At 59.2% G+C, this 21,979-nt stretch carries 15 protein-coding genes and 1 tRNA gene; 8 read left to right on the top strand and 8 right to left on the bottom strand.

What is annotated here, in order from left to right; all coding sequences use genetic code 11:
* Window positions 1-127: 127 nt before the first annotated feature.
* The 4 genes from HMPREF2942_RS06180 (at window position 128) to HMPREF2942_RS06165 (ending at window position 4,391) form a co-directional block, all read left to right on the top strand.
* Entirely contained in the window at window positions 128-1,030 is a 903-nt protein-coding gene (locus HMPREF2942_RS06180) for an adenylate cyclase (RefSeq protein ID WP_070688657.1), read from the top strand.
* Window positions 1,031-1,240: 210 nt separating this feature from the next.
* Entirely contained in the window at window positions 1,241-2,455 is a 1,215-nt protein-coding gene (locus HMPREF2942_RS06175) for a peptidoglycan-binding domain-containing protein (RefSeq protein WP_070688656.1), read from the top strand.
* 1 nt (window position 2,456) lies between these two features.
* The gene (locus HMPREF2942_RS06170; RefSeq protein WP_070688655.1) at window positions 2,457-3,233 is read left to right on the top strand and encodes an ABC transporter ATP-binding protein; all 777 of its coding nucleotides are present in this window, start codon (window positions 2,457-2,459) and stop codon (window positions 3,231-3,233) included.
* A complete protein-coding gene (locus HMPREF2942_RS06165; RefSeq protein WP_049353899.1) occupies window positions 3,234-4,391 on the top strand; it encodes an ABC transporter permease in 1,158 nt (385 codons plus the stop codon). It abuts the gene before it with no gap.
* Window positions 4,392-4,500: 109 nt separating this feature from the next.
* Here HMPREF2942_RS06165 and HMPREF2942_RS06160 read toward each other — a convergent pair whose 3' ends face one another.
* Window positions 4,501-5,364 (bottom strand): FadR/GntR family transcriptional regulator, encoded by an 864-nt coding sequence (locus HMPREF2942_RS06160; RefSeq protein WP_070688654.1) that lies wholly within the window; start codon window positions 5,362-5,364, stop codon window positions 4,501-4,503.
* A 221-nt stretch (window positions 5,365-5,585) separates the two neighbouring features.
* Window positions 5,586-7,259: an L-lactate permease gene (locus tag HMPREF2942_RS06155; protein ID WP_070677480.1), complete on the bottom strand. Its 1,674-nt coding sequence runs from the start codon at window positions 7,257-7,259 to the stop codon at window positions 5,586-5,588.
* 843 nt (window positions 7,260-8,102) lie between these two features.
* Here HMPREF2942_RS06155 and HMPREF2942_RS06150 point away from each other — a divergent pair.
* The 3 genes from HMPREF2942_RS06150 to HMPREF2942_RS06140 are packed head-to-tail and all read left to right on the top strand — an operon-like array spanning window position 8,103 to window position 11,186.
* Entirely contained in the window at window positions 8,103-8,897 is a 795-nt protein-coding gene (locus HMPREF2942_RS06150; protein ID WP_005504630.1) for a (Fe-S)-binding protein, read from the top strand.
* A 16-nt stretch (window positions 8,898-8,913) separates the two neighbouring features.
* Window positions 8,914-10,542: a lactate utilization protein B gene (locus HMPREF2942_RS06145; RefSeq protein WP_070593815.1), complete on the top strand. Its 1,629-nt coding sequence runs from the start codon at window positions 8,914-8,916 to the stop codon at window positions 10,540-10,542.
* Entirely contained in the window at window positions 10,542-11,186 is a 645-nt protein-coding gene (locus tag HMPREF2942_RS06140; protein ID WP_049351951.1) for a LutC/YkgG family protein, read from the top strand. Before HMPREF2942_RS06145 ends, HMPREF2942_RS06140 begins: the two co-directional genes overlap by 1 nt.
* Before the next feature lie 216 nt (window positions 11,187-11,402).
* Here HMPREF2942_RS06140 and HMPREF2942_RS06135 read toward each other — a convergent pair whose 3' ends face one another.
* Window positions 11,403-12,962, bottom strand: a complete 1,560-nt coding sequence (locus HMPREF2942_RS06135) for a molybdopterin-dependent oxidoreductase (protein WP_005504634.1) — start codon at window positions 12,960-12,962, stop codon at window positions 11,403-11,405.
* Between the two features lie 640 nt (window positions 12,963-13,602).
* Entirely contained in the window at window positions 13,603-15,162 is a 1,560-nt protein-coding gene (locus tag HMPREF2942_RS06130) for a cation:proton antiporter (RefSeq protein WP_246824378.1), read from the bottom strand.
* A 374-nt stretch (window positions 15,163-15,536) separates the two neighbouring features.
* Here HMPREF2942_RS06130 and HMPREF2942_RS06125 point away from each other — a divergent pair, with 374 nt between their 5' ends.
* Complete coding sequence (locus HMPREF2942_RS06125; RefSeq protein WP_070688653.1) at window positions 15,537-16,670, top strand: hypothetical protein; 1,134 nt, start codon at window positions 15,537-15,539, stop codon at window positions 16,668-16,670.
* Window positions 16,671-16,857: 187 nt separating this feature from the next.
* Here HMPREF2942_RS06125 and HMPREF2942_RS06120 read toward each other — a convergent pair.
* The 4 genes from HMPREF2942_RS06120 to HMPREF2942_RS06105 all read right to left on the bottom strand — a co-directional run bounded on the left by HMPREF2942_RS06120 (window position 16,858) and on the right by HMPREF2942_RS06105 (window position 21,973).
* Window positions 16,858-16,931, bottom strand: a tRNA-Pro gene (locus tag HMPREF2942_RS06120).
* Between the two features lie 109 nt (window positions 16,932-17,040).
* Window positions 17,041-18,921, bottom strand: a complete 1,881-nt coding sequence (locus tag HMPREF2942_RS06115) for an ABC transporter ATP-binding protein (RefSeq protein ID WP_070688652.1) — start codon at window positions 18,919-18,921, stop codon at window positions 17,041-17,043.
* On the bottom strand, window positions 18,921-20,960 hold the full coding sequence (locus HMPREF2942_RS06110; RefSeq protein ID WP_070688651.1) for an ABC transporter ATP-binding protein: 2,040 nt from the start codon (window positions 20,958-20,960) through the stop codon (window positions 18,921-18,923). The genes HMPREF2942_RS06115 and HMPREF2942_RS06110 overlap by 1 nt, the downstream gene beginning before the upstream one ends.
* Window positions 20,960-21,973: a metallophosphoesterase gene (locus HMPREF2942_RS06105; RefSeq protein WP_049347172.1), complete on the bottom strand. Its 1,014-nt coding sequence runs from the start codon at window positions 21,971-21,973 to the stop codon at window positions 20,960-20,962. The genes HMPREF2942_RS06110 and HMPREF2942_RS06105 overlap by 1 nt, the downstream gene beginning before the upstream one ends.
* Between the last annotated feature and the right edge of the window lie 6 nt (window positions 21,974-21,979).

The raw sequence follows: 21,979 nt of genomic DNA, 5'->3' as shown, positions 1-21,979 counted from the left end.
CTCATGATGCTTCTACTCCGCAAAACGCAGGTTCACATCGTATAGCAGGTCTGTAGATAGCATCCACGATACGCCCGTATCACTGCCGATTCTCGCCCATCAATGATGCTTGAGAAAGATGAAGTCCATGGCAAAGAAGCCCTTCACACCCCTCGCCCTTATCGGTATTGCTTGCTGTCTGGGCGTATCGAGTTGCTCCACCACCGTTGAAGTTAAGCAAGACATTCGCAATGTCCTGGCAAGCTACGAGAATCCCTCCCCGGATATTAACGTGGCCCTCGTCAACGAGGTCAAAAAGTGCATGAGTGAGAAGTCCTTCACCTACTCCGGTAGTCAGAACATTATTTCCGGTGCCTCCGTTCTTGAACTTGCGATGAGTGATGCCTACCTCCCCAGCGAAGAAGCGGCCACCCGAGGGTACTTATTCACCCGGCAGGACAACGCTAGCTCCAGCAATGAACCCGCGATGGAAAACCCGGCATATCGCAAGGCGTTCCAAGGTGACCCCCAAGCCGCAGACAGCAAAACTGTCACCATCACGCTGAGTAACGGTGCCCAGGTCGGCATGGCAACAGATTCATGCCTGGGACGTGCGGCAGAGGCTGTCTTCGGCTCAACAGAAAACTACCTCAAATACACCAACTTCATTAATGAGCTCACCACGGGTGGATCCAAAAATAACGCGGTAGAAGAAATGGGGAAATACTACCGTAATGACACCACCTACGGTGCATGCATGAAAGAAAGCGGATACGCCGACATCCAGCACTTCGGAGATGCTCCCAGCTACGCAGAGAAAACCTGGGGTAAGTACAAGGCAGCCAATGTAGCCGCCAATGCGGAAGAGCAGTCCCTAGCTCACGCCGACTACAACTGCCAAAAGTCCACTGGAATCCTGACTAAGGCACAGAATATCTACTACGAAAAGGCTGCGACCTGGCTCAATGAGCATGAGCCGCTCATCCTTGAAGTACGCGATATCGAACGTCAGGCCCAGGAGCGTGCCGCAGCTCTACTCAACGGCAACTAGCCAAGGGCAACTAGCCAACGGCAAATAGTAAACGCTGATTCCTCGTTGGACATTTTCTAGCGAGATTTTTCTACCGATCCTCTGCTCTCAACCGCTTTCACCCGCGGATGAGAGCAGAGGATACACCCCTTTATTCAACCCCCGCCACGTTGTTACCCTCAGCAATTACCCCTAGTCCCACCCCATATTTCACCGCAGAAAGGTGAACCCATGAACACGCAGCAGAGTTCAGAAAACCCCCGCCGCGCCGCCACGACGGCAACCATACGCGCCTACCTGGTTCCAGTGCTCGTCATTCTGCTCGTCATCACCGGCGGGTTCTCCATCTACGCGCTCAACACGGGGCTACGCACCAATGTTGAATCCAATGCGCAGCCGTCCCGCGCCGCGCAACTAACAACCCGCATCAGCACGCAGACTGTTACCCGCACCTACTCGGGAGAAGTCAGCGTGTCACCCGCCCGAAGCTACACCGTAGGAACCCCTCAAGGAGTGGTGACCAGGGACGGTGCCAAGGCGGGTACCCAGATGAGTAACGGCTCAATTATCACCACTATCAACGAGCGTCCCATCATTGCGTTCAAGGGTAGTATTCCCGCCTACCGCGACCTTGCCGTAGGCGCACGCGGCGATGATGTTAAACAGCTCCAAGAAGCTCTAGAATCGCTCGGCTACAGCATCTGGGATGAGGAAGGAAACTACGGCGAAGCAACCGCCAACGCCGTCTACCGTTTCTACCTGGACCGTGGCTACTACCCTCCCGGGGATACTGACCGAACCGAAGAAGGACGCTACAGCACCGCCCTGCCGCTCTCTGAATACCTCTTCGCTGACGGCAATGAATACACCGTAGACAACAGCTGCGGCACCAAAGGCCAAACCTCAACTCCGGCGCTGTGCACCCTATCCGCGGGTGGGTACCGTCTGGTACTCTCCGCGGACGGTAGCGCTCTCAGCAATGAACTCGCTGAGGGACAGAAAGTCCAGATTCTTACCGATAACGGAAGTCCGCTCGAAGGCACTCTGGGCGCGGCTCTCACACCCGAAGGCTCAACTAACGCTGACGGCGGCGCTAACGCAGGTGCCTCCAACGGTGCTCAGAACAGCGCGCGATCTAACAGCGATACCTCCGCACCGGGAGCTACCGCGCGGAAACGCTACCCCATCACAATCGACTTGCCGGAAAACACGACGGCATCAACACGTTTTCAAGCAACCGTCACTCTCAACCGAGGCGCTGAAAACGCCCTCGCGGTGCTCGAAGCTGCCGTCAAAACCGAAGAAAACGGAACGCACTCCATCACCCTGGAGAACGGTCAGAGCGTTCCCGTCACCCTCGGTGTGTGCTCCGCCGGAATCTGCGAGCTCGTCAACCCCGCAGCAGAACTCAAGGCAGGCACCGTCGTAAAGCTGAAGGAGCGCTAAAATGCCTCATCACGAGACAGAACGCGCCTTCCCCGCGAGCGCTACCGCCACAAAACCTAATATCGAGTGCCACAATATTGCGCGTTTCTTCCAGCCCTCCACCTGGGCGCTAAAAAACGCAACCCTCAGCATTCATGAAGGCGAATCAGTGGCCATTACCGGCGCCTCCGGAAGCGGAAAATCTACGCTCCTCTCTATCATCGGGCTACTCGATCAGCCCTCTGAAGGTGAGCTGAAAATATTGGGCCAAAACATGGGCACCGCCAGCGACGCCGAGCGAACTGTAGCACGCCGTGAGCACATCGCTTTTGTCTTTCAGGCGTACCACCTTATCGCTCATCTGAACGCCACCGAGAACATTGCCCATACCCTCCGGATGCGCGGCGTACCGGGCCGTCAGGCACATCAGCGTGCGTTGCAGGCACTCGAACAGGTGGGTTTGGGGCACCGTTTGGAGGTTCTTCCACGCAACATGTCCGGTGGTGAACAGCAACGAGTCGCGGTTGCGCGTGCGTTAGCCTGCGCCCCGCGTATCCTACTGTGCGATGAGCCTACAGGAAACCTCGACACTGAAAACTCTCACAAGGTGTTGGATCTGCTCCTCGCCGGCCGTGCGGAGAAGCAAAGCCTGGTCATCATCACCCATGAACCCGATATCGCGGCTCGCTGCGACCGGCAGCTGCACATGGTCGATGGGATGCTCGTTAGCCCCAAACTCACTCGTCCCGAAGAGCCTGCCCATCAATCGCTCAAAGAACCCGTTATCAGGGGAGGATAGATGCTAAGGAACAACCTTCACTACGCTCTCCTTGCAGTTGTTCGCCGTTGGCGCCGCAACCTGCTCACGGTACTGGCGATGCTTGCAGGAACAACCACCATCATCATGCTGGTGGGCGTCAGCGAGTCGTCAGCACTCAACACGAGCTCGCAGCTGGCCAGCTACGATTCCACCCGGCTCGGTGTGCGCCTCCAGCCGCAAACCTGGGATATACCGGAGGATGAACTGCTCTGGCGCGTTAACCAAGTTCCAGAGGTCAAAGCTGCCGGTACAGTCACCATCGATACGCAGACAACGCGTCCGCAGGTCAACAGGCCGGGGCATGATGGCCAACAGACACCCCTCGCAATCGTTTCAGAATCGGGTTTGAAAGCACGAGGCGCGCACATTGTCGAGGGGAACTTTTCGGAACCTGCCCGCGAACGCCCCGGTGAGCCTACCGTCTATCTGGGCGTTGCCCTCGCAAAAGAGCTAGGGGTCAGTACTGAGCCCGGGCGGAACATGATTGAGGTCAACGGAATGCGAGCTTACGTGCTCGGCATTATCCGTGACGGCGGTAAAAACGCTGCTCTCAGTAGCGCTCTTATCCTGCCGACCACCTCCACTTTTTTGCCGCAAGCCCACACCCTACAACGCGGTATGGACGTCATCGTGAATCCAGGAAGTGCAGATACGGTCGCGGAACAGCTCAAGCAGGTACTCGATCCGCAGCGCGCCCCCGTTGATACAAACATTGAGATTCCGCCTTCACCGGTGACTCTTCGTGCTTCCCTGACGAAGGATAGCCGAGCTCTTACAACCATCATTCTGGTGGTTCTTATCGCCTCGACAAGCTTCGGCATTGTGATGACCATGCAGATTTCGGTCTGGGAACGCCGCCGGGAAATCGGCATTAACCGTGCATTAGGGTTGGGACGGCGAGATGTGGCGGTCAGCTTCCTGGCGGAGGCGGCTCTCCTCGGGGCCCTGGGCGCTCTTGGAGGCTTCATCCTCGGTATTCTCGGTTCCTGGGTTGTGTGCCTTCTCAACGGATGGGCACTATCTCTACCACCCCTTATCCTAGGGATTCCTTTCCTCGGCTTGGGTGTGGGCATCGTGGCGGGTGCATTGCCCGCCTACGCGGCAACGAAGGTTCAGCCGCTTGAGCTCCTGCAATAATTGCCCCGCTGAAATAATTGCTCGGCGCATAAGGGCGGTGCCCCGGAAGGTCATTCTTCCGGGGTACCGCCCTTTAGCTATATGAGGTTATGGTATTGAGGGGCGCACCTTAGCCGTTGTGAGCGTCTTCATCGTGTACGTTTGCGTGGCACAAATCCTCGTGCAGAAGATCCCGCGCCGGGTGCAACCGCGCCCGCTCCTCCGCTGCACGGTCAGACAGCGAATAGAACCACGTAATATGCTCGCACACCCGCTCGTAGGCCGCCTGCTCATCGTGAGAGGCAATCGCCTCAATAATGCCGTAATGCTGCCGCTGCAACGTGCGCTTGACCGCCTCCCAATCCTTCAAGAAAGGAACCGCCTCCTGCACATAACTCATTGTCGCCATGTGCAAAGAGTCAATCACCGTATCAAGCACAATATTGCCGCCAAGCTTCGACAGCTCATAGTGAAAACGCGTATCGCAGAAATGGAAGCGCTCATCGCTGATCTGCTCATCCATCTCCGCCAAATGCGCACGCGCCCGCTCCAACGCCGCTTCACGCTCCGGGGTGTCCGGCGCTGCGGCTGCCGCACGTGCCGCGGGGCCCTCCAACAGCAGGCGGGTTGAGACAACGTCCTTCACCGGCAGGCTACGGGTCGCAATGTGCATGCGCAACGCCCAGCTGAGCGCATCCGACGGCTCCGAAATGATAATCGCGCCCGACTTCGGTCCCGAACCGGTACTGGAACGAATCAGGCCCAACGCGTTCAAAACCCGAAGGCCCTCACGGACCGAGGGGCGGGAAATGCCGTGCCGTGCGGCAAGCTCACGTTCGGAAGGGAGCTTATCGCCCACACGCAACTCACCCAGGCGCAGGCGCCGCTCAAAGGTCTCCAGGATGATGCTGTAGCTGCGGTCCGCCAGAATCGGCTGGCGCTCAACCGCAGGGGGCGCCTCTGCAGGCTGGGTGTCGTCAAAAGAACGAGGCATACTCTCTCCTGATAACGAGGCGGATAACGAAAAGAAGTCTCGACTCAGCATGTTCTCCCAAACTATTGGGGCAACCTATCGAGTCATAAGGGGCATAAAAAGCGGGGCGGCGATACCGGAAAGGTACGCCGCCCCGCTGTGGCCTCCGGTCAAACCGGGGCGAATGTCCTACTGTTCGTGAAGCGGATGCTTCAGGAACTCTCTAAAACCTGAGCTTCAGATTAGGGAATCATGAAGGACAGCACGTTGGTCTGCAGGAAGACCAGGACGCAGACGAACAGGAGCATAGCGAAGGACCAGGGGAGGACAGCCTTGAGGATGTCGGATTCCTTGCCTTCCATGTCCACGGAGGTAGCAGCAATAGCCAGCGACTGCGGGGAGATCATCTTACCGACCACACCACCGGTGGTGTTAGCAGCCAGCATGAGCTCGGGGGTTGCGCCGTGGATACCTGCGTGCTGCAGGTTCTCAGCAGCAGACACCTGCAGCTTGGAGAACAGTGCGTTCGCGCTGGTGTCCGAACCGGTCACAGCGGTACCGATCCAGCCCAGAGCCGGTGCGAGGAACGCGTAGACGGTGCCCAGGCCTGCCAGGAAGGTACCCATAGCAATGGTCTGACCGGAGAAGTTCATGACGTATGCCAGTGCCAGAACCGAAGCAATGGTCAGGATGGACCAGCGCATGCGGTAGACAACGGAACCGAACTCGGTGAAGATTGCCGGGAACTTGAAGGCGTAGCGGCCCTTCTCGTTGAAGAAGAAGTAGACCACAGCAACAACCAGACCGGAAATGATCAGCAGGGTGCCGGGGTTGGACATCCACGCGAAGTTGTAGACAGCGTCCTTGACGGGCTTGCCGTCAGCGGTGACGAGGCGGGAGCTCAGAGCCTGGATATCAATCTTGATGACGAAGCTCTTCAGCCATGCCTTCAGGCCAGCGTGCAGGTTAGCAACACCGAAGATTGCAACGACGATGACGTAGGGCAGCAGTGCCATCCAGACGCGAACGGCGGGCAGAGCTTCCTTCTCTTCAGCCTGTGCGGGCAGACCGTAGCGTTCACGAACGCCTGCGACGCCGCGCGGCTTCCAGAACTGCAGGAAGATCACGGCAACGCCCATGGAGACGATGCAGGCAACAACGTCGGTCAGGTTGTATGCGGGGGTAGCGGCGGTGACCCACTGTGCGATAGCGAAGGAAACGCCGATGACCAGTGCGGGCAGCCAAGCGTCCTTCAGGCCCTTCATGCCGTCGAGGATGACGAGCAGGATGAGCGGAACGAGCATTGCCAGGAACGGAGCCTGGTGACCAACGATGGTTGCGATAACGTGTGGGTCCTTGCCGCCGACTTCACCTGCGGTGGTAATCGGGACAGCAACCGCGCCGAATGCCACGGGTGCGGTGTTAGCGAGCAGAACGGTGATAGCAGCCTTGAGGGGCTTGACGCCCAGTGCCAGAATCATGGTTGCGGTAATTGCAACGGGAGCGCCGAAGCCAGCCAGTGCCTCGAGCAGACCACCGAAGCAGAATGCGATGAGGATAGCCTGGATGCGCAGGTCGCCGCCGCCGAGGCGGTCGAAGACGCGGCGCAGGTCTTCGAATCGACCGGAGAGAACGGTGATCTGGTAGAACCAGATGGCGCCCAGAATCACCCAGCAGATGACCAGGCCGTAGATGGCGCCGCGGACGGCGCTCAGGCCGGCGAGGTCAGCGGGCATGTGGAAGCCCAGCGCTGCTACGAGGATGGATGCTGCCAGTGCCACGAGTGCGGACCAGTGAGCGCGTGCCTTAACGCCCAGTAGCATCACAAAGAAGGTGAGGAGGGGAATGGTTGCCACGAGCGCGCTGAGGCCGAGGCTACCTCCCACTGCATTGGTTACAGCGGTATAAGTTTCCACTGGAACTCCTTTGGTTCAGGGTGTGTCTTGTGTGTGGTCAGACCATAGATAATCCCGCTGGGGAACGGGTCATTGTTTCCCATGCGGGGATGTGGTCAGACCATTGATCGCATGTTTAGAAGAGTAGCGGATAGTGCGGCGTTTCACCAAAAGTGACCTGACTCATTTCCGCGACTAAGGGGTGTCTGGAGGGTTTGTATCCCGTGAATTTACCGAAATATTGCGGCTCTGACAGTTAATGCCAGCTTCTGAAACTCGAATATTTCTGAAGGCGTAAAGGATTGGGTGTATGAGTGACTGCTTTATCTATTGAGGAACCTTCAACTGTGGGCACATTCTTGAAAAGAATGTTGTGTTAAAGAGGAGTCGCCCCATAAAACAATCATTAACGCTTCAGAAAGGCGGATTTCTAGGGGGTTTAGCCGCCAAAGATGTGTGTTTGATAAACGTTCAATAATTAAAGAGGCATAGGGGGTGTGGCGAGAGTGAAAACTAGATGAGGTCATATGTACCGGAAGGTAGGAAAATATACCTTAAGGTCAGGTAGACCTAACCCATTATTTAACAAGGAAAGTATGCGCTATTTCGACTAGAGAAAAGCCGCACAACGGTGTTAAATGGCAAGGAAGATATAAGACATCACCACGGTTTCTGATCCCACCGCATCCCACCTCCACTTGGGGCGCGCACATCAGCCGGAACCAACCGGCCCAGCTTCCCCGGTTCACCTCATTGAACCGCAGTACACGGAAGACCGAACTTATTCGGACTGTGCCCCGCCTGCCCCAGACGCAGGCGGTGAGACCGAGAAACTCTGAACACAGAGGAAAGGACGGACAAGTCATGCGCATTGCACTCTTCTCCACGTGCATCGTTGACGGCATGTACCCCCGCGTAGCACGCGCCACCGTCGAAATTCTTGAGCGCCTGGGCCACGAGGTTGTCTTCCCCCCGAACCAGACCTGCTGCTCCCAGATGCACGTCAACTCCGGCTACTTCGATGACGGCTACGAAGTCATCAAGAACCACGTTGAGGCTTTTGACTCCTGGGACTGGGACGTAGCTGTTGCGCCCTCCGGCTCCTGCGTTGCTTCCCTGCGTCACCAGCAGGCAATGGTCGCACGTAGCCGCGGCGACGAAGCGCTGGCTCTGAAGGCAGAGCAGATCGCTTCCCGCACCTTCGAGCTTTCCCAGCTGCTGATCGACATCCTCGGCATCACCAACGCTGCCGAGCAGCTCGGCTCCTACTTCCCCGAGCACGTCACCTACCACAGCTCCTGCCACGGTATGCGTATGCTCGGCCTGGGCACCCGCCAGCAGGACCTGGTCCGCACCGTCGAAGGCATCAAGTACACCCAGCTCGAGGGCATGGACCAGTGCTGCGGCTTCGGTGGTACCTTCTCCTTCAAGAACGCTGACGTCTCCGGCGCAATGGTCAACGACAAGGCAGACAACGTTGAAGCAACCGGTGCATCCGTGTGCACCGGCGGCGACTGCTCCTGCCTGATGAACATCGGCGGTGCGCTGATGCGTCGCGGCTCGGACGTTCAGACCATCCACTTCGCTGAAATCCTCGCATCCACCAAGGAAAACCCGCTCAAGATCAACTCCGAGCGTGTTGAGCTCTCGATCGGCTAAGGAAAGATAAGACCTCATGACCGCTATTCAGCTTGGTATGCCCAAGGTCGTTCACTACGGCGAGGGCAACATTTTCGAAGAAACCCCCTTCCCCAAGTACGCGAAGGAAGAGCTCAAGAACGAGCAGCTACGCGCCAACCTGCGCTTCGTGACCCACGCGATCCGTAACAAGCGCGCACGCGTCACCGCAGAGGTGCCCGACTGGCAGGACCTGCGTAACACCGGTGAGTCCGTCAAGAACTACGTTCTGGCGAACCTGCCCGAGCTGCTCGAACAGTTCGAGCGTAACTTCACTGCCGCAGGCGGCCACGTGCACTGGGCACGCAACGCCACCGAGGCAAACCAGATTGCTTTGGACCTGATCCGCGAGCAGGGCGTGGACGAAATCATCAAGATTAAGTCCATGGCAACCGCAGAGACCGGCCTGAACGAATTCCTCGAGGAAAACGGCATCAACGCTATTGAGACCGACCTCGCGGAAGAAATCGTCCAGCTCGGCCACGACCGCCCCTCCCACATTCTGGTGCCCGCAATTCACCGCAACCGCCGCGAAATCCGCGACATCTTCCTGCGCGAAATTGAGGGTATTAACCCGGACATCACCGATGAGCCGGCAGAACTGGCAGAGGCATCGCGTAACCGTCTGCGTAACAAGTTCCTGAACACCACCGTGGCAGTCTCCGGCACCAACTTCGGTATTGCTGAGACCGGTACCCTGACCATCGTGGAGTCCGAAGGTAACGGCCGTATGTGCCTGACCCTGCCCGACACCCTCATTACCTTCATGGGTATTGAGAAGATTCTGCCCACCTTCCAGGACTACGAGGCATTCCTGCAGCTGCTGCCCCGTTCCTCCACCGGTGAGCGCATGAACCCCTACACCTCCATGTGGACCGGTGTGACCCCCGGTGACGGCCCGCAGAACATGCACGTCATCCTCATCGACAACGGCCGTACCGCCGTTCTGTCCGACGAGCTGGGCCGCCAGGCACTGCGTTGCATCCGCTGCTCCGCTTGCATGAACGTGTGCCCCGTATACGAGCGCGCAGGCGGTCACGCCTACGGCTCCACCTACCCGGGCCCCATCGGCGCGATTCTGTCCCCGCAGCTCTCCGGTATCGAGGCTGCAGAGAACAACTCCCTGCCGTACGCATCCTCCCTCTGTGGCGCATGCTACGAGGTCTGCCCCGTGAAGATTAACTTCCCCGAGGTCCTCGTGCACCTGCGCGCTAAGGACGTCGAGTCCAAGCACGCTATCCGCGAGTTCGAGGGCAACAAGAAGGCTCCCTTCTCGCAGATGGACGGCATGATGCTCGGTGCGAAGAAGCTCTTCACCTCCGGCAAGATGATGTCGATTGCAGAACGTGGTCTGCCCATGTCCCGCCTCATTAGCGGCCGCAAGCACAAGATCACCGCTGTTCCCGGTATCGTCGGCGGCTGGACCGCATACCGCGACATCCCCGAGCCCCCCAAGGAATCCTTCCGCAACTGGTGGAAGAAGGAGAAGGGTCAGGCCCCGGCACGCGATAACGCACAGCGCGTTGACATTCAGGCCCTCATCGAGGCTAACAAGGGTAAGGCAGCTGAAGCGGCTGCAAACGCTAAGGCTGCTCAGGAAGCCCGTGAAGCTAAGGAGAACAACTAATGTCCTCTGCTAAGGAAGATATCCTCGCACGTATCCGCTCGTCCCTGGCTGACGCACCCGTCGCCCCCGAGCCCGTACGTAACTACCGCCGCGTCAGCGAGCTGAACGAAGAGCAGACCATTGAGATGCTCGTCGACCGCCTCATTGACTACAAGGCAAACGTGTTCCACGCGAACAAGGAGAACATCTCTGAGGTCATCGCAGAACGCCTGGGCGAAAAGTCCACTTACGTGGTTCCCGAGGGCCTGAACATGGAGTGGCTGCCGGCTGACACCGCTGACCGCAAGCGCGTCACCGACTCCGGTAGCACCCTCAAGCCCGGCTGCCTGACCCTGAAGGAACTGGACGCAGTTGACGCTGTGGTGACCGGTTCGACCGTCTCCTGCGCAGAGACCGGCACGATCTTCTTGAACACCAACCCCGATGAGGGTCGCCGCGCCATCACCCTGGTGCCCGACCACCACATCTGCGTGGTGCCCCGTTCCACCGTGGTGGAGCTGGTTCCCGAGTCGATCGAGCGTATCACCTACACCCGCCCCGTGACCATGATTTCCGGTCCGTCGGCAACCAGTGATATCGAGCTGATCCGCGTGGAGGGCGTGCACGGCCCCCGTACCCTGGACGTCATCATCTACGACGCCTAAGGTAAAGCGCCAGAAGGCAAACCTCTAAAGAAACCGCCCGAGAGCTAAGGCTCCCGGGCGGTTTCTTTATGCCCTCTTGGCTTCTGCATCTTTCAGAGCAGTAGAAAGCGGCGGAGAAGATAAGCGAACGGTGGCGGGCCCATGTTTCCCGCCACCGTTCTGTGCTTTATAGGGTGGTGTATCGACGGTTAGCGTCGTAGCGCCCCGTAAAGGTGCTTAGGCGCGTGCGTCGAAGTGCTGCAGACCGGAGTCCTCGCGGCTACCGCCCTGGCCATCGCCAACATCGTGGTAGTCCTTGATCCACTCGATCTTCTGAACCCACTTGACCATCTTGTAGCCGTGCATGGAGTCCGCACGCAGACGGAGCGGGCCACCGTACACATCGGGCAGGGGCTTGTCGTTCATGCCCCACGCCAGGATGGTCTCATCTTCCATTGCCATGGAGATGTCCAGGCACTCGTAGTAGGGTTCGGTCGGGCGGCCGTCGTAGGTGTGGCCCACGTGGCCGAAGGAGGTCACCATAACGTAGCGTGCCTCGTCGGTCTTCTCGACCAGTGCGAGAACGTCGCGCAGGCGCACGCCCTCCCACTTGGCGATGCCGGTCCAACCCTGCATGCAGGTGTGCATGGTGATGTTGACTTCCTTGCCCAGCTGCTTGAGCTCGTCAATGCTCAGGGACTTGGATTCCTTCACCAGGCCGCCCAGCTCCAGGCGGTAGTCAACGAACTCGTGCTCCTTCAGGCGGTTCCACTCGGTGCTCTCACGCTCTGTCGGCGGGCGAGTGTTAACCCAGTGGAAGGGCGAGATGTCGGCATCGGTGAAGGTCTTCTTCTGCACCTGACGGGAGGTGATACGGTCCAGCAGGACGTTACGAATCGGCTGGGTCAGACCCCAAATGAAGGTCTGGGTGAATCGCAGGTCGCGCAGGGACCAGTACGAAGCGAAAATCCACAGAGCCACAGCGAAGACAATGCCGCCAATGAGCATGGTGACTGCCTGAGCGAACTGTGCTGCGTCCACCTCGTTGTAGGGCTTGTTCAGCATCATGTGGGCGATGTTGTACTGGGGGTGAACCACGAACACCAGCGCCACGTGAATGACGGTGAAGACGCAGTAGAACGCCATGCCCAGGAAGTGGATGGAACGTGCGGTCTGGCGGTTACGGAAGAGGCGCACGTAGCCGGGGAAGCGGCCGCAGAATGCCGGGCTCATAATCGGGCCGGTTGCAATCATCAGCGGTGCCACGATGAACACCACGGTGAAGTACATGATCTGCTGCAGAGCGTCGTACGGCTGGAAGTGCTCAATCGAGGGAATCTGGAAGCCAGCGTAAATCTGGATGGATTCCCACGCCTGCGGGATGATGTCCCAGCTGGTCGGGACGATGCGGCGCCACTGACCGGTCAGGAACAGCAGGGAGACATATACCAGACCGTTAACAATCCAGATGACGGTCACCAGCGCGTGCCATGCGCGGCCCAGACCAATCTGGGCTTTACCGGGCAGAGAAATCAGGGGAGACAGGGTGCGCTGGTCATCGCGCGCAGTAAATGCGCCGGGGGTGGTAGGGACCTTGTCCTTGGTGAACTTAATCCACTCAGAACCCGGGGTGCAGTGGTTGTTCCAGTACAGGCGGGGGTGAGAGGCGAGAACTTCCCAACCTGAACGAATCAGGAAGCCCATCATAATGAAGTTGATAAAGTGCGTAATTCGGAGCCAGGCCGGGAAGTCCAGCTCTACGCCACCAGTGCTCGCGGTGAGGAGTAATTGGTGCATGATATTTCCTTCGGAAATGACTGTGTGTGCAGACAATCTTTAGGATTCAGTGCGAGGCCTTGAGATGCGAGGTTAGAAATAATTACCTTTCTGACCCATATGATCCTCCTCCGTGGTTGGGAGCCGCCGGGGGTATCGTCGCGGATACTCCCGAAAGGGGCGCCTCCCGTGTGTGAGAGGGGAGGTGCTCCAGCTCCCGCTGGGGCGGAAGCGACTCTGTGTATGTATGTTGGTTTATGTGTGTTTTAGGGAAATTCCCTGTCCGCTTTCAATTTTATAGGACAAAGTGTCAGTTGAGAAAGCTAAGACACGTCATGTTCTGTAATATTTGCATAAAAAATCCGAATTTAAGGAAGATTCTCATCTTCCCGCGATTTATAGGGTTATTTGGGCGCAAAAAGCCCACCGCAGCCTCAAGAGAGGATGCGGTGGGTTTTGATCCTATGTGTGGGATGCATGTTGGTTTGCAGGTCTTTAACTGCCTGGTATTGTGTGGTTTTATAAATTCAATCCAACATAAGGTTGGGGTGACTGTAAGCGGGGTACCCGCTCAAACCGGTTCGTACCCGATCTTGAAATGTCGAACCGCAACCGTAGCCGCTGCTAGATCTCTGCAGAACCCGTATTCTCCGCAGAACCCTTACGCTTCTTTGCTACGCTTCTTTGCCTCAGCCCGAGAGGCTGCTCGAGACGCAACGCTAGAACCAGCGGAAGCGCCCGTAGCCTCGGCAGAACCGGGCTGAGCATCAGCCGGGGACTCAGATTCGGGCTGGGTCTCAGAATCAAGCTGGGGCTCGGAGCCAGGCTGGGACTTCAAACGAACCACCGGAATCATGCCTGTGGCAAGCTTCGCCTGCGCATTACGCTGAGCCTTCAACGCATTCATCTGCTCCTTACGGCTCGGCTCCTGCTGAACCGGCTGACCAGAGCCAAACGCCTGACGAATACCCAACGCCCACAGCGGGAACAGCAGAACCGTCAGCGCGCCACCGGCAACCAGAAGTGACGCCGTTGACTCCTCCAAAAGATCCGAACTGGTCGCAACCTCCGTCACCGCCACAATAATCGGTAGACCCGCAGCCGAATACAGAGCCAACTGCGCCTTCTGCGCACGCGTGGTCAGGCCCGAACGGGTATCAAAGAAATGCTCCGCCAAAAGAACCGGAACACCACGGCACAGCAGAATGCCCACCACCACGGCAAACAGACCCAAAGGATTAGCCACCACAGCAGAGACATCAATGCCCATACCGCTGACCACGAAGAACAGCGGAATCATGAACGTAAAACCAACCACCTCAAGGCGGCGCGTCATCATGTGCAGAGCCGCCGGAGGGGTCAGAGTACGCAGAATCAGGCCCGCCGCGAACGCGCCCAGCACCGCATCCAAATCGAAGAGTGCGGTGCACATGATCAGGGTCGCCAGCAGGAACATCGCAAGACGCAGAACCGTCTGACCGGTCGTATTCGCTTCCGCCGCCATAATCTGGCGCAGACCCGGCACATGCGCAAACAAGCGGTGCGGAATCAACGCCGTAATCACCGCAACCACCATAAACGCCAACAGCACCACAAACGCCATGCCCGGCGAACGCGACGAGAGCAGCAGCGAAATAGCGAAAATCGGCAGAAGCTCACCCACAGCACCGTGCACCAGCACCGCGTTACCCACAGGAGTACCGGCAGCACCGTGAGACTTCAACATCGGCAGTAGGGTACCCAGCGCCGTAGAACTCAGCGCCACACCCACCGCAACATACGTATTCAGCTCACGCGAGAACGACGTAATCACCGCCGCACCCGCCATACCCAAGGCAAAACACACTGCCCATGTGGCAATAGCGCTATACCCCTGGCGGCTACGCAGAGACGACACATTAATCTCAAAACCCGCAATCAAAAAGAGCATGCCCAGACCAAGCTCCTTCAGCAGCGGGATACCGCCCTCACTGCTGGCAAGGTTGAACATATTCGGGCCAATCAGCAGACCAAAAATGAGCAGGAAAACCACATCAGGGATCTTCTTGCCCGTCAGCCGCGAAAGAATCGGCGACAGCAACGCAACCAACGTAATCCAGAAAATGGACACAAACTGGCCGCTATCGTGGCTCGACCCTTCCGACAGAGTCGTACCCGAAGCAAGAAGAGCACCAGACGCCCCCAAATCCGTCAAGAAAAGCGGGGAAAAAGTCGAAAACATAAAACCTCAACGTGGTGTGTGCAGGTGGGGCGCGTTTGGGACAGTAAAAGGAGCGAAATCATGCTCCCGCGGGATTGCCCCACCTTTAAGAACGTACCAATGGTACACACCTAACCTCGTGCAACAACACTTGAACATCACCAACAGGGCAAGAAGCTCCAGCCAGCAGCCGACAGAGACACGGTATGAGAGCAAAACCTCCGCGCCACCACCCGAGCAGACACAGCTTCCACCGTTACACTTAACACCTATGCCAGCGCATCCGGCACACACCACCGGGTAGGCAATACCCTGGCAACGCACATCCCCTAGCAGGGCACACACCCTGGCAGGGCGCACAGACTCTCAAACACGGCACTACAAGGAGTGAGGACATGGCAGCAGGGCGCACTCAACCCATCCCCACCGTCAGCAGCGGGGCACGCGCCGCCTCCCTCGGAGGCACCCGACGCGACCTCGGGCTCGACCTCGCCCGCGCCTTCGCCGTGCTCAGCCTGCTCATCCCCTTCGGATACTGGCTGCAACTGATCCCGGTGTCCTGGACGTTCTGGATCCCGCAGACCCTCGTACCGGCAGAGCCGCTCTTCGCCGCAATCCTGGGTGCAGCCGCTTGGCGTTACGCTCGCACCGCGAACTTCCCGCAGCTCTTCGCCGGAACCATCGTGCGATTCCTCGCGCTACTTCTGCTGGGCGTGGCACTCATGCAGGGTGCCACCTACCTGCCGCAAGCCGGCGTGACCGTACCGGCGCAGGGCTTCAGCTACACGCTGCCCTTCGACATGCTCGTGCACCTGGCGCTGCTCACCCTGCTAACCCTATTCATCGTGCACCTGCCCCTGTGGGCGGTCGCCGTACTGGCGGTGATCACCAGCCCCTTCATCACCTGGACCTACACCCTCCTCATGGACGTAGCCGCCCAGGCAGATGCGTGGACCGCCGTCCAGCTACCCTTCCTCGCAAGCCACGGCGTCAACCACGCCCAAAGCGCCCAGCTCATCTGGGTCATGTGCCTGGGCATCGTGCTCGTTCGCCTCTACGACAACCTGCAGGCAAAGCTCGCAATCCCCGTAGTGCTCGCCGTGCTGGCGCTCGCCGTCTACCGCACCTTCAACCCCTACACCGAGCTGGGCTTCCTCAACAGCCCGCAGGTACTGCTGACCCTGAACCTGGCGGCAACCCTGTACTTCTGGGCAGAATGCGCGCGCCTGCTCTCCGCGCAGGCGGGAATGCTCACCCCCATCGCACGCCTGGGCCAGATGTCGCTGAGCGCATCCATTGTGCTGAGCGGAATCATCATCTACGCAGGGCCCACCGTCAAGGCTCTCACCGCGGGCGAGCACTACATCGCCACCGGAGGTTGGGGCACCGCCGTGTACTGGAGCGTCTTCCTGCTGCTCGGCGCCGCAATCGCCCTGGGCTTCTGCACCCTCTGGTCGCGCATGGCGCGCTCCATCGCCGGACGCGGCCCCCTGGAGGCGATTCTCGCCCTCATCTCCGGGCGCGGCTAGCCGAATCTGAACTCAACACAAAAGCGACCCCCTCCCCACGTTCCTGCGCGGGTAGAGGGTCGCCTCTATATACTCAACATCTGCAACAGAATCTGCGCCAGAGTCTGACTAGGAATCTGACTAGGAGCCTGCAACAGAAATACTGCGGGTACGACAAAGCCCCGGTCCAGTGGACCGGGGCTAACTGTCGGGATGACAGGATTTGAACCTGCGACCTCGTCGTCCCGAACGACGCGCGCTACCAAGCTGCGCCACATCCCGATGTTGACCTATCAGCAAATACCGTAGGCAACTCACCTAGGATAACCCAAAAAAATTCAGAACGCAACACAGCGGCACGCCACGGGATATTGGGGCGACTCAGAGGCGCCTAAGCGTCAGCCTCCTGAACCTGATTCAGCTCATCCCAGGAGGCGTACATCGCCGCAAAACGACCACCGGAGGCAATCAGCTGCTGCGGGGAGCCATCCTCCACCACGGAGCCCTCATGAATCACCAGCACACGATCAGCGCCCAGAACCGTCGAGAGGCGATGCGCAATCACCAGCGCCGTACGCCCCGCCAACACGGTTCGCAGCGCCGCCTGCACCGCGCGCTCACTCGGAATGTCCAGCGAAGCCGTCGCCTCATCCAGAATCAGCACTCGCGGATTCGCCAAGAACACGCGAGCAAAGGACACCAGCTGACGCTGACCCGCCGACAGGGTAATACCGCCGCGACCCAGCTGTGATTCGTAGCCGTCACGCAGACGCTCAATGAACGCATCAGCGCCCACCGCCTTCGCGGCAGCCTTCACCTGCTCATCGGATGCCTGGGGGTTACCCATGCGGATATTCTCCAGAATCGACGCGGAGAACAGGAACACCTCCTGGGTCAGCATGAGCACCTCACGGCGCAGCTGCGCATCCGCCAGCTGGCGGACATCCACGCCGTCAATACGCACCTGACCAGCTGAAACATCGTAGAAACGAGCCACCAGCTTAGCGATCGTCGACTTACCGGCACCCGTAGCACCCACCAGCGCCACGGTCGTACCCGGCTCAATGCGCAGGGTCGTCTCCTTCAACGCGTGACGATCCGACGTGTACCCAAAGACCGCCGAATCCAGCTCCACCAGGGCGCCCTGAACTTTGCCGGACGCGCCCTCAGCAGCACTAGACTTAGATGCAGACTCGGCGGCAGACTCTACAGCGCGCTCATACGGATGCTCCGGCTCAGCAACCTCCGGCTCCTCAGCCAAGAACGACGACAGCTTCTCCAGCGCGGACATCGCTGACTGGAACATGTTGTAGAACTCAGAGAGCTGCATGACCGGCTCAAACACACGGTTCGCGTAAATCACCAGCGCCAGCAGGGTACCGATCTGCATGGTGCCGCCCAGCACCGCATAGCCACCCAGCACTAGCGCACCGGCAATAAACACATTGCCCAAAAGCATCAGCACGGGCGAGTAGACGCCGAAAATCTTAATCGAATCCATCACCGCAAGGCGGTAACGCTCCGACGCCTCAGCGTACTCGGAACGCATCTGCGCCTCCGCACCAAACGCCTTCACCGCGCGGATACCCGTAAAAGTCTCCACAAAACGGCTCGTCAAATGCGCAGATTCGGTACGCATCGTGCGGAAAACCGGCACCGCAGCCTTCTGGAACCAGCGCGTCAAGAAGTAAATCGGTACGCCCATGACCAACATGAACAAGCCAATACGCCAATCCAGAAGGAAAATAGCGACCGCAGAAATCACCATGGACAGCAAGGTAATCGCCAACTGGCTGATGCCGCTGTCCAAGAAGCTGCGGACCGTATCAATATCGCTGGTCAAACGCGAAATGACCTTGCCCGAGGTGTACCGCTCATGGAACGACACGCTCAGCGACTGCGCGTGACGGAATACCCGCTTACGCAGGTACACCACCACACCCAGCGACACACGCACCGTGTACGCCACGTTGACCCACGAGAAGATCGCGGTCACCGCGGTAGCCGCCACAAAGAACGCCAGCAGGGTCAGCAGGGGAGAAACGTCACCCTGCTTGAGCGGTTCAATGGAACTATCCAGGACGCGGGCAATCAGAATCGGCGCAATCGCCGAGGAACCCGACACCAAGAGCACCGAAATGATCGATAGCGCCAACGCCCCACGGTGCGGGCGCAACATCTGGCGCAGCAGAGCCATCGAGCGTTCACGGGTCTCCGCGCGCTCCTGCGGACTCATCTGCTCCCGCGGCTCCGCCGGACGATGATGGGCCATTAGCCCTCCTCCATCGTCATCAGCTGACGGTACTGCTCCGAAGAGTCCATCAGCTCAGCGTGAGTGCCCTCAGCGACCACGGCACCATCAACCATCAGCAGCACGCGGTCCGCCAACGCCACGGTGGAGGGGCGGTGCGCCGTCAGCAGGGTCGTAGCGCCGCCCAGACCGTCCAGACCCTCACGCAGGCCCGTAATAATACGCTCCTCGGTGTTCACATCCAGCGCCGAGAACGGGTCATCCAGCAGCAGCACGGAGGGACGCTTCGCCAAAGCGCGCGCCAACGACAGACGCTGACGCTGACCACCCGAAAGGCTCAGACCCTCCTCACCAATGACGGTATCCAGACCCTGCGGAAGCTCCGCCACAAAATCGCACGCAGCCAGCTGCAGTGCGGTCTGGAGGGTCGCCTCCAGCTCTTCTGCGGCAGGGTAGTCCTCATCCTCGGTGCCGTGTTCGTACTGCTCGGCAACACCCATCAGCACGTTCTCGCGGACCGTGCCGGAGAAGAGCACCGCCTCCTCAAAGACGAACGCGGTCTGGGCGCGCACCTCCTCAATAGACATGTCGGCGGTATCTCGGGTGCCAAAACGCAGGGAGCCGGAGGTCGGCTCGTAAAAACGCGGAACCAGCGACAGCACGGTCGACTTGCCGCTACCGGTTGCACCCACCAGCGCCAGAATCTCGCCCGGGAAGACCTTGAAATCTACGTCCTTCAGCACGGAAACCTCGGGTGCCTTCGTCTCAGAAGCAACTTCAGAATTCGCCTCAGTGGTAGCCTCCGCCGACGCCTTGATAGCGTCGTAGCTGAACTGAACGTGATCGAAAGTGACAGATACTGCGCCACCGCTGGGGTACTGCATAGTTTCCTTCCCGGAGCCGCCCTCGGCAGATACTCCAGCTACTGTTGACGAATCAGAAGCACCCTGCGGATGCTCGGGCCCAGACACAGCCGCGGAGCCACGAACCAGCGGCACCGCCTCAAAGCCGGGCTCGTCCATGACCTCGTTGTGGCGTTCCAACGCCACCTTATAGCTCAAATAGGCAGACATCAGTGCGGTCGAGCGCGTCACGTGGCTGAGCACGGTTGTCTGCACCGCAAAGTAGGCGGTCATCGCGCCCAGGCTCAAGGTGCCCGCCGCAACCTGCGAAGCGCCCACAGCCAGCGCCACCGCCGTAGAGACACCCACAATCAGGCCCTGGTACAGGGCAACACGAGCCACCAGCATCGACCTGCCGTACTCGCGAACCTGCAGGGCGTCCACCGACTCGGAATATTCCTGAATCTGCTCGGGGGAGCGGCCCAGCGCCTTAATCACGCGGATGCCGCGCACCGACTCCTCAATGCGGGTGGAGAGGTCGCCCGTCATTTGCTGAATCTCATGTGAAGCGCGGTAGTACTTGCGAGTGAAGTTCACCAGCGACAGCACCAGAATCGGCACGGTCACCACGAACACCAGTGCCAGAGACGGCGAAGAACGCAGCATGAAGAAGCCACCGACCTGGAACATCACCGCAACAGTCAGCATCTGCACGATACCGAAAGACAACCAACGGCGAATCGTCCCCAAATCGCTCATGGAGCGGGTCAGCAACTGACCGGAGGGCCAACGATCCAGCAGGGAAAGCGGGGCACTGAGCAGGCGGTCAAAGAAGTTCATGCGCATGGACAGCTCAATTGTGGAGGTCGGGTCCACAATCAGCCAGCGCCTCCAATACATGAAGGAGGCATGCGCGATACCCAGCAGAAGCACCAGGCCTCCGGCAATCCAGATGGCGCTCTCGGTGGTGCTCTGCGAGAGATGATCCACAATAATCTGCAACATCTGCGGGATGGAAATCTCAAGGGCACCGGCACCGAACGCCACGAGCAGGCCCACGCCCCAGCGCACACGAATCGGACGCGCATACGCGGCGAGGGTGCGTGGGGCACGCTGACCGTGCGCGTAGTCGATCGGGTCGGGGGTCGGTTCGCTCGCCGTCTCCAAGAAGGGATTACGGCGGCGCTTAGCCGTGTGTGCTGTAGAAGCCTCAGACATTAGCGGCGGCCACCTTTCGAAGCGTCAGCTTCACCCTTATCGCGAGCCGTGAGGGTCACCAGGATTGCCTCCGGCGGGCAGAACAGACGGACCGGAGCAAAACGAGAGGTGCCCAAACCGGCAGAAACCTGAACCGGAATACCGGACTGCTCGCTGACACCCTTCGCACGCGAAGGCGGCAAATCGCAGTTGCTGACCAGGGCGTGACCGCCGGGCAGGCAGACCTGACCGCCGTGCGTATGGCCGGCAAAAATAGCCTGCGCACCGTCCTGGACGAAGCGGTGCAGGGTGCGCATGTAGGGGGCGTGCGCCACGCCGATACGGACGCTCGGCTCGTCCCCCTCATCGAAGGCGCTGGGAGCGAATCCGGGGTGCTCATCGTAACGCAGGTGCGGGTCATCCACACCGGAGAATTCCAGGCGCAGACCCTTGAGATTCAGCGTATCGTAGCGATTGATTAGACCTGTCCAGCCGCGCGACTCGAAGGCGTCGTGCATCCGCTCAATGGGCAGGGCTACACGCGAGCCTTCCTCAATCATCTGCGGGGTGCGCGGCTGCCACAGGTAACGCGCCGGGTTCTTGAAAACCGGCGCGAAATAGCAATTCGAGCCGGGCACAAACACGCCGGGGAAGTCCATGAGCGGGTCGAGTGCCTCCAGCAGCGGGCCCATACCGTCCACGTGGGAGAGGTTATCACCCGTGTTCATCACCAAATCCGGCTCCAGGGCTGCCAGCGAGTGCATGAAGTCAATCTTCTTCTGCTGGCCCGGAATCATGTGCATATCCGAAATATGCAGAATCCTAAAGTCGGGGCTCCCGGCGGGCAACACCGGCAGGGACTCGGTGCGGAGCTGAAAATTGTTCAGCTCAATAAAGTGCCCATACGCCGCCGTGGCGGCCCCCAAGGCTGCAGTGGCGGCTACCGCCCCCGCTACCTTCTTCAGGAGCGGGGAGGAGCCGCGTGCGCCGGGGACCGCCACGGGGACGCGGGCGTTGACTGCGTTTTCACACATTATCAA

The organism is Rothia sp. HMSC071C12 (assembly GCF_001813895.1).
GTDB lineage: Bacteria > Actinomycetota > Actinomycetes > Actinomycetales > Micrococcaceae > Rothia > Rothia mucilaginosa.
This window is presented reverse-complemented; position numbering and strand designations above follow the sequence as displayed.

Coding starts and splice junctions, on each gene's coding strand:
- HMPREF2942_RS06145 (WP_070593815.1), top strand. CDS start 8,914: ATGACCGCTATTCAGCTTGGTATGCCCAAGGTCGTTCACTACGGCGAG.
- HMPREF2942_RS06150 (WP_005504630.1), top strand. CDS start 8,103: ATGCGCATTGCACTCTTCTCCACGTGCATCGTTGACGGCATGTACCCC.
- HMPREF2942_RS06125 (WP_070688653.1), top strand. CDS start 15,537: ATGGCAGCAGGGCGCACTCAACCCATCCCCACCGTCAGCAGCGGGGCA.
- HMPREF2942_RS06135 (WP_005504634.1), bottom strand. CDS start 12,962: ATGCACCAATTACTCCTCACCGCGAGCACTGGTGGCGTAGAGCTGGAC.
- HMPREF2942_RS06170 (WP_070688655.1), top strand. CDS start 2,457: ATGCCTCATCACGAGACAGAACGCGCCTTCCCCGCGAGCGCTACCGCC.
- HMPREF2942_RS06105 (WP_049347172.1), bottom strand. CDS start 21,973: ATGTGTGAAAACGCAGTCAACGCCCGCGTCCCCGTGGCGGTCCCCGGC.
- HMPREF2942_RS06140 (WP_049351951.1), top strand. CDS start 10,542: ATGTCCTCTGCTAAGGAAGATATCCTCGCACGTATCCGCTCGTCCCTG.
- HMPREF2942_RS06115 (WP_070688652.1), bottom strand. CDS start 18,921: ATGGCCCATCATCGTCCGGCGGAGCCGCGGGAGCAGATGAGTCCGCAG.
- HMPREF2942_RS06130 (WP_246824378.1), bottom strand. CDS start 15,162: ATGTTTTCGACTTTTTCCCCGCTTTTCTTGACGGATTTGGGGGCGTCT.
- HMPREF2942_RS06165 (WP_049353899.1), top strand. CDS start 3,234: ATGCTAAGGAACAACCTTCACTACGCTCTCCTTGCAGTTGTTCGCCGT.
- HMPREF2942_RS06180 (WP_070688657.1), top strand. CDS start 128: ATGGCAAAGAAGCCCTTCACACCCCTCGCCCTTATCGGTATTGCTTGC.
- HMPREF2942_RS06160 (WP_070688654.1), bottom strand. CDS start 5,364: ATGCCTCGTTCTTTTGACGACACCCAGCCTGCAGAGGCGCCCCCTGCG.
- HMPREF2942_RS06110 (WP_070688651.1), bottom strand. CDS start 20,960: ATGTCTGAGGCTTCTACAGCACACACGGCTAAGCGCCGCCGTAATCCC.
- HMPREF2942_RS06175 (WP_070688656.1), top strand. CDS start 1,241: ATGAACACGCAGCAGAGTTCAGAAAACCCCCGCCGCGCCGCCACGACG.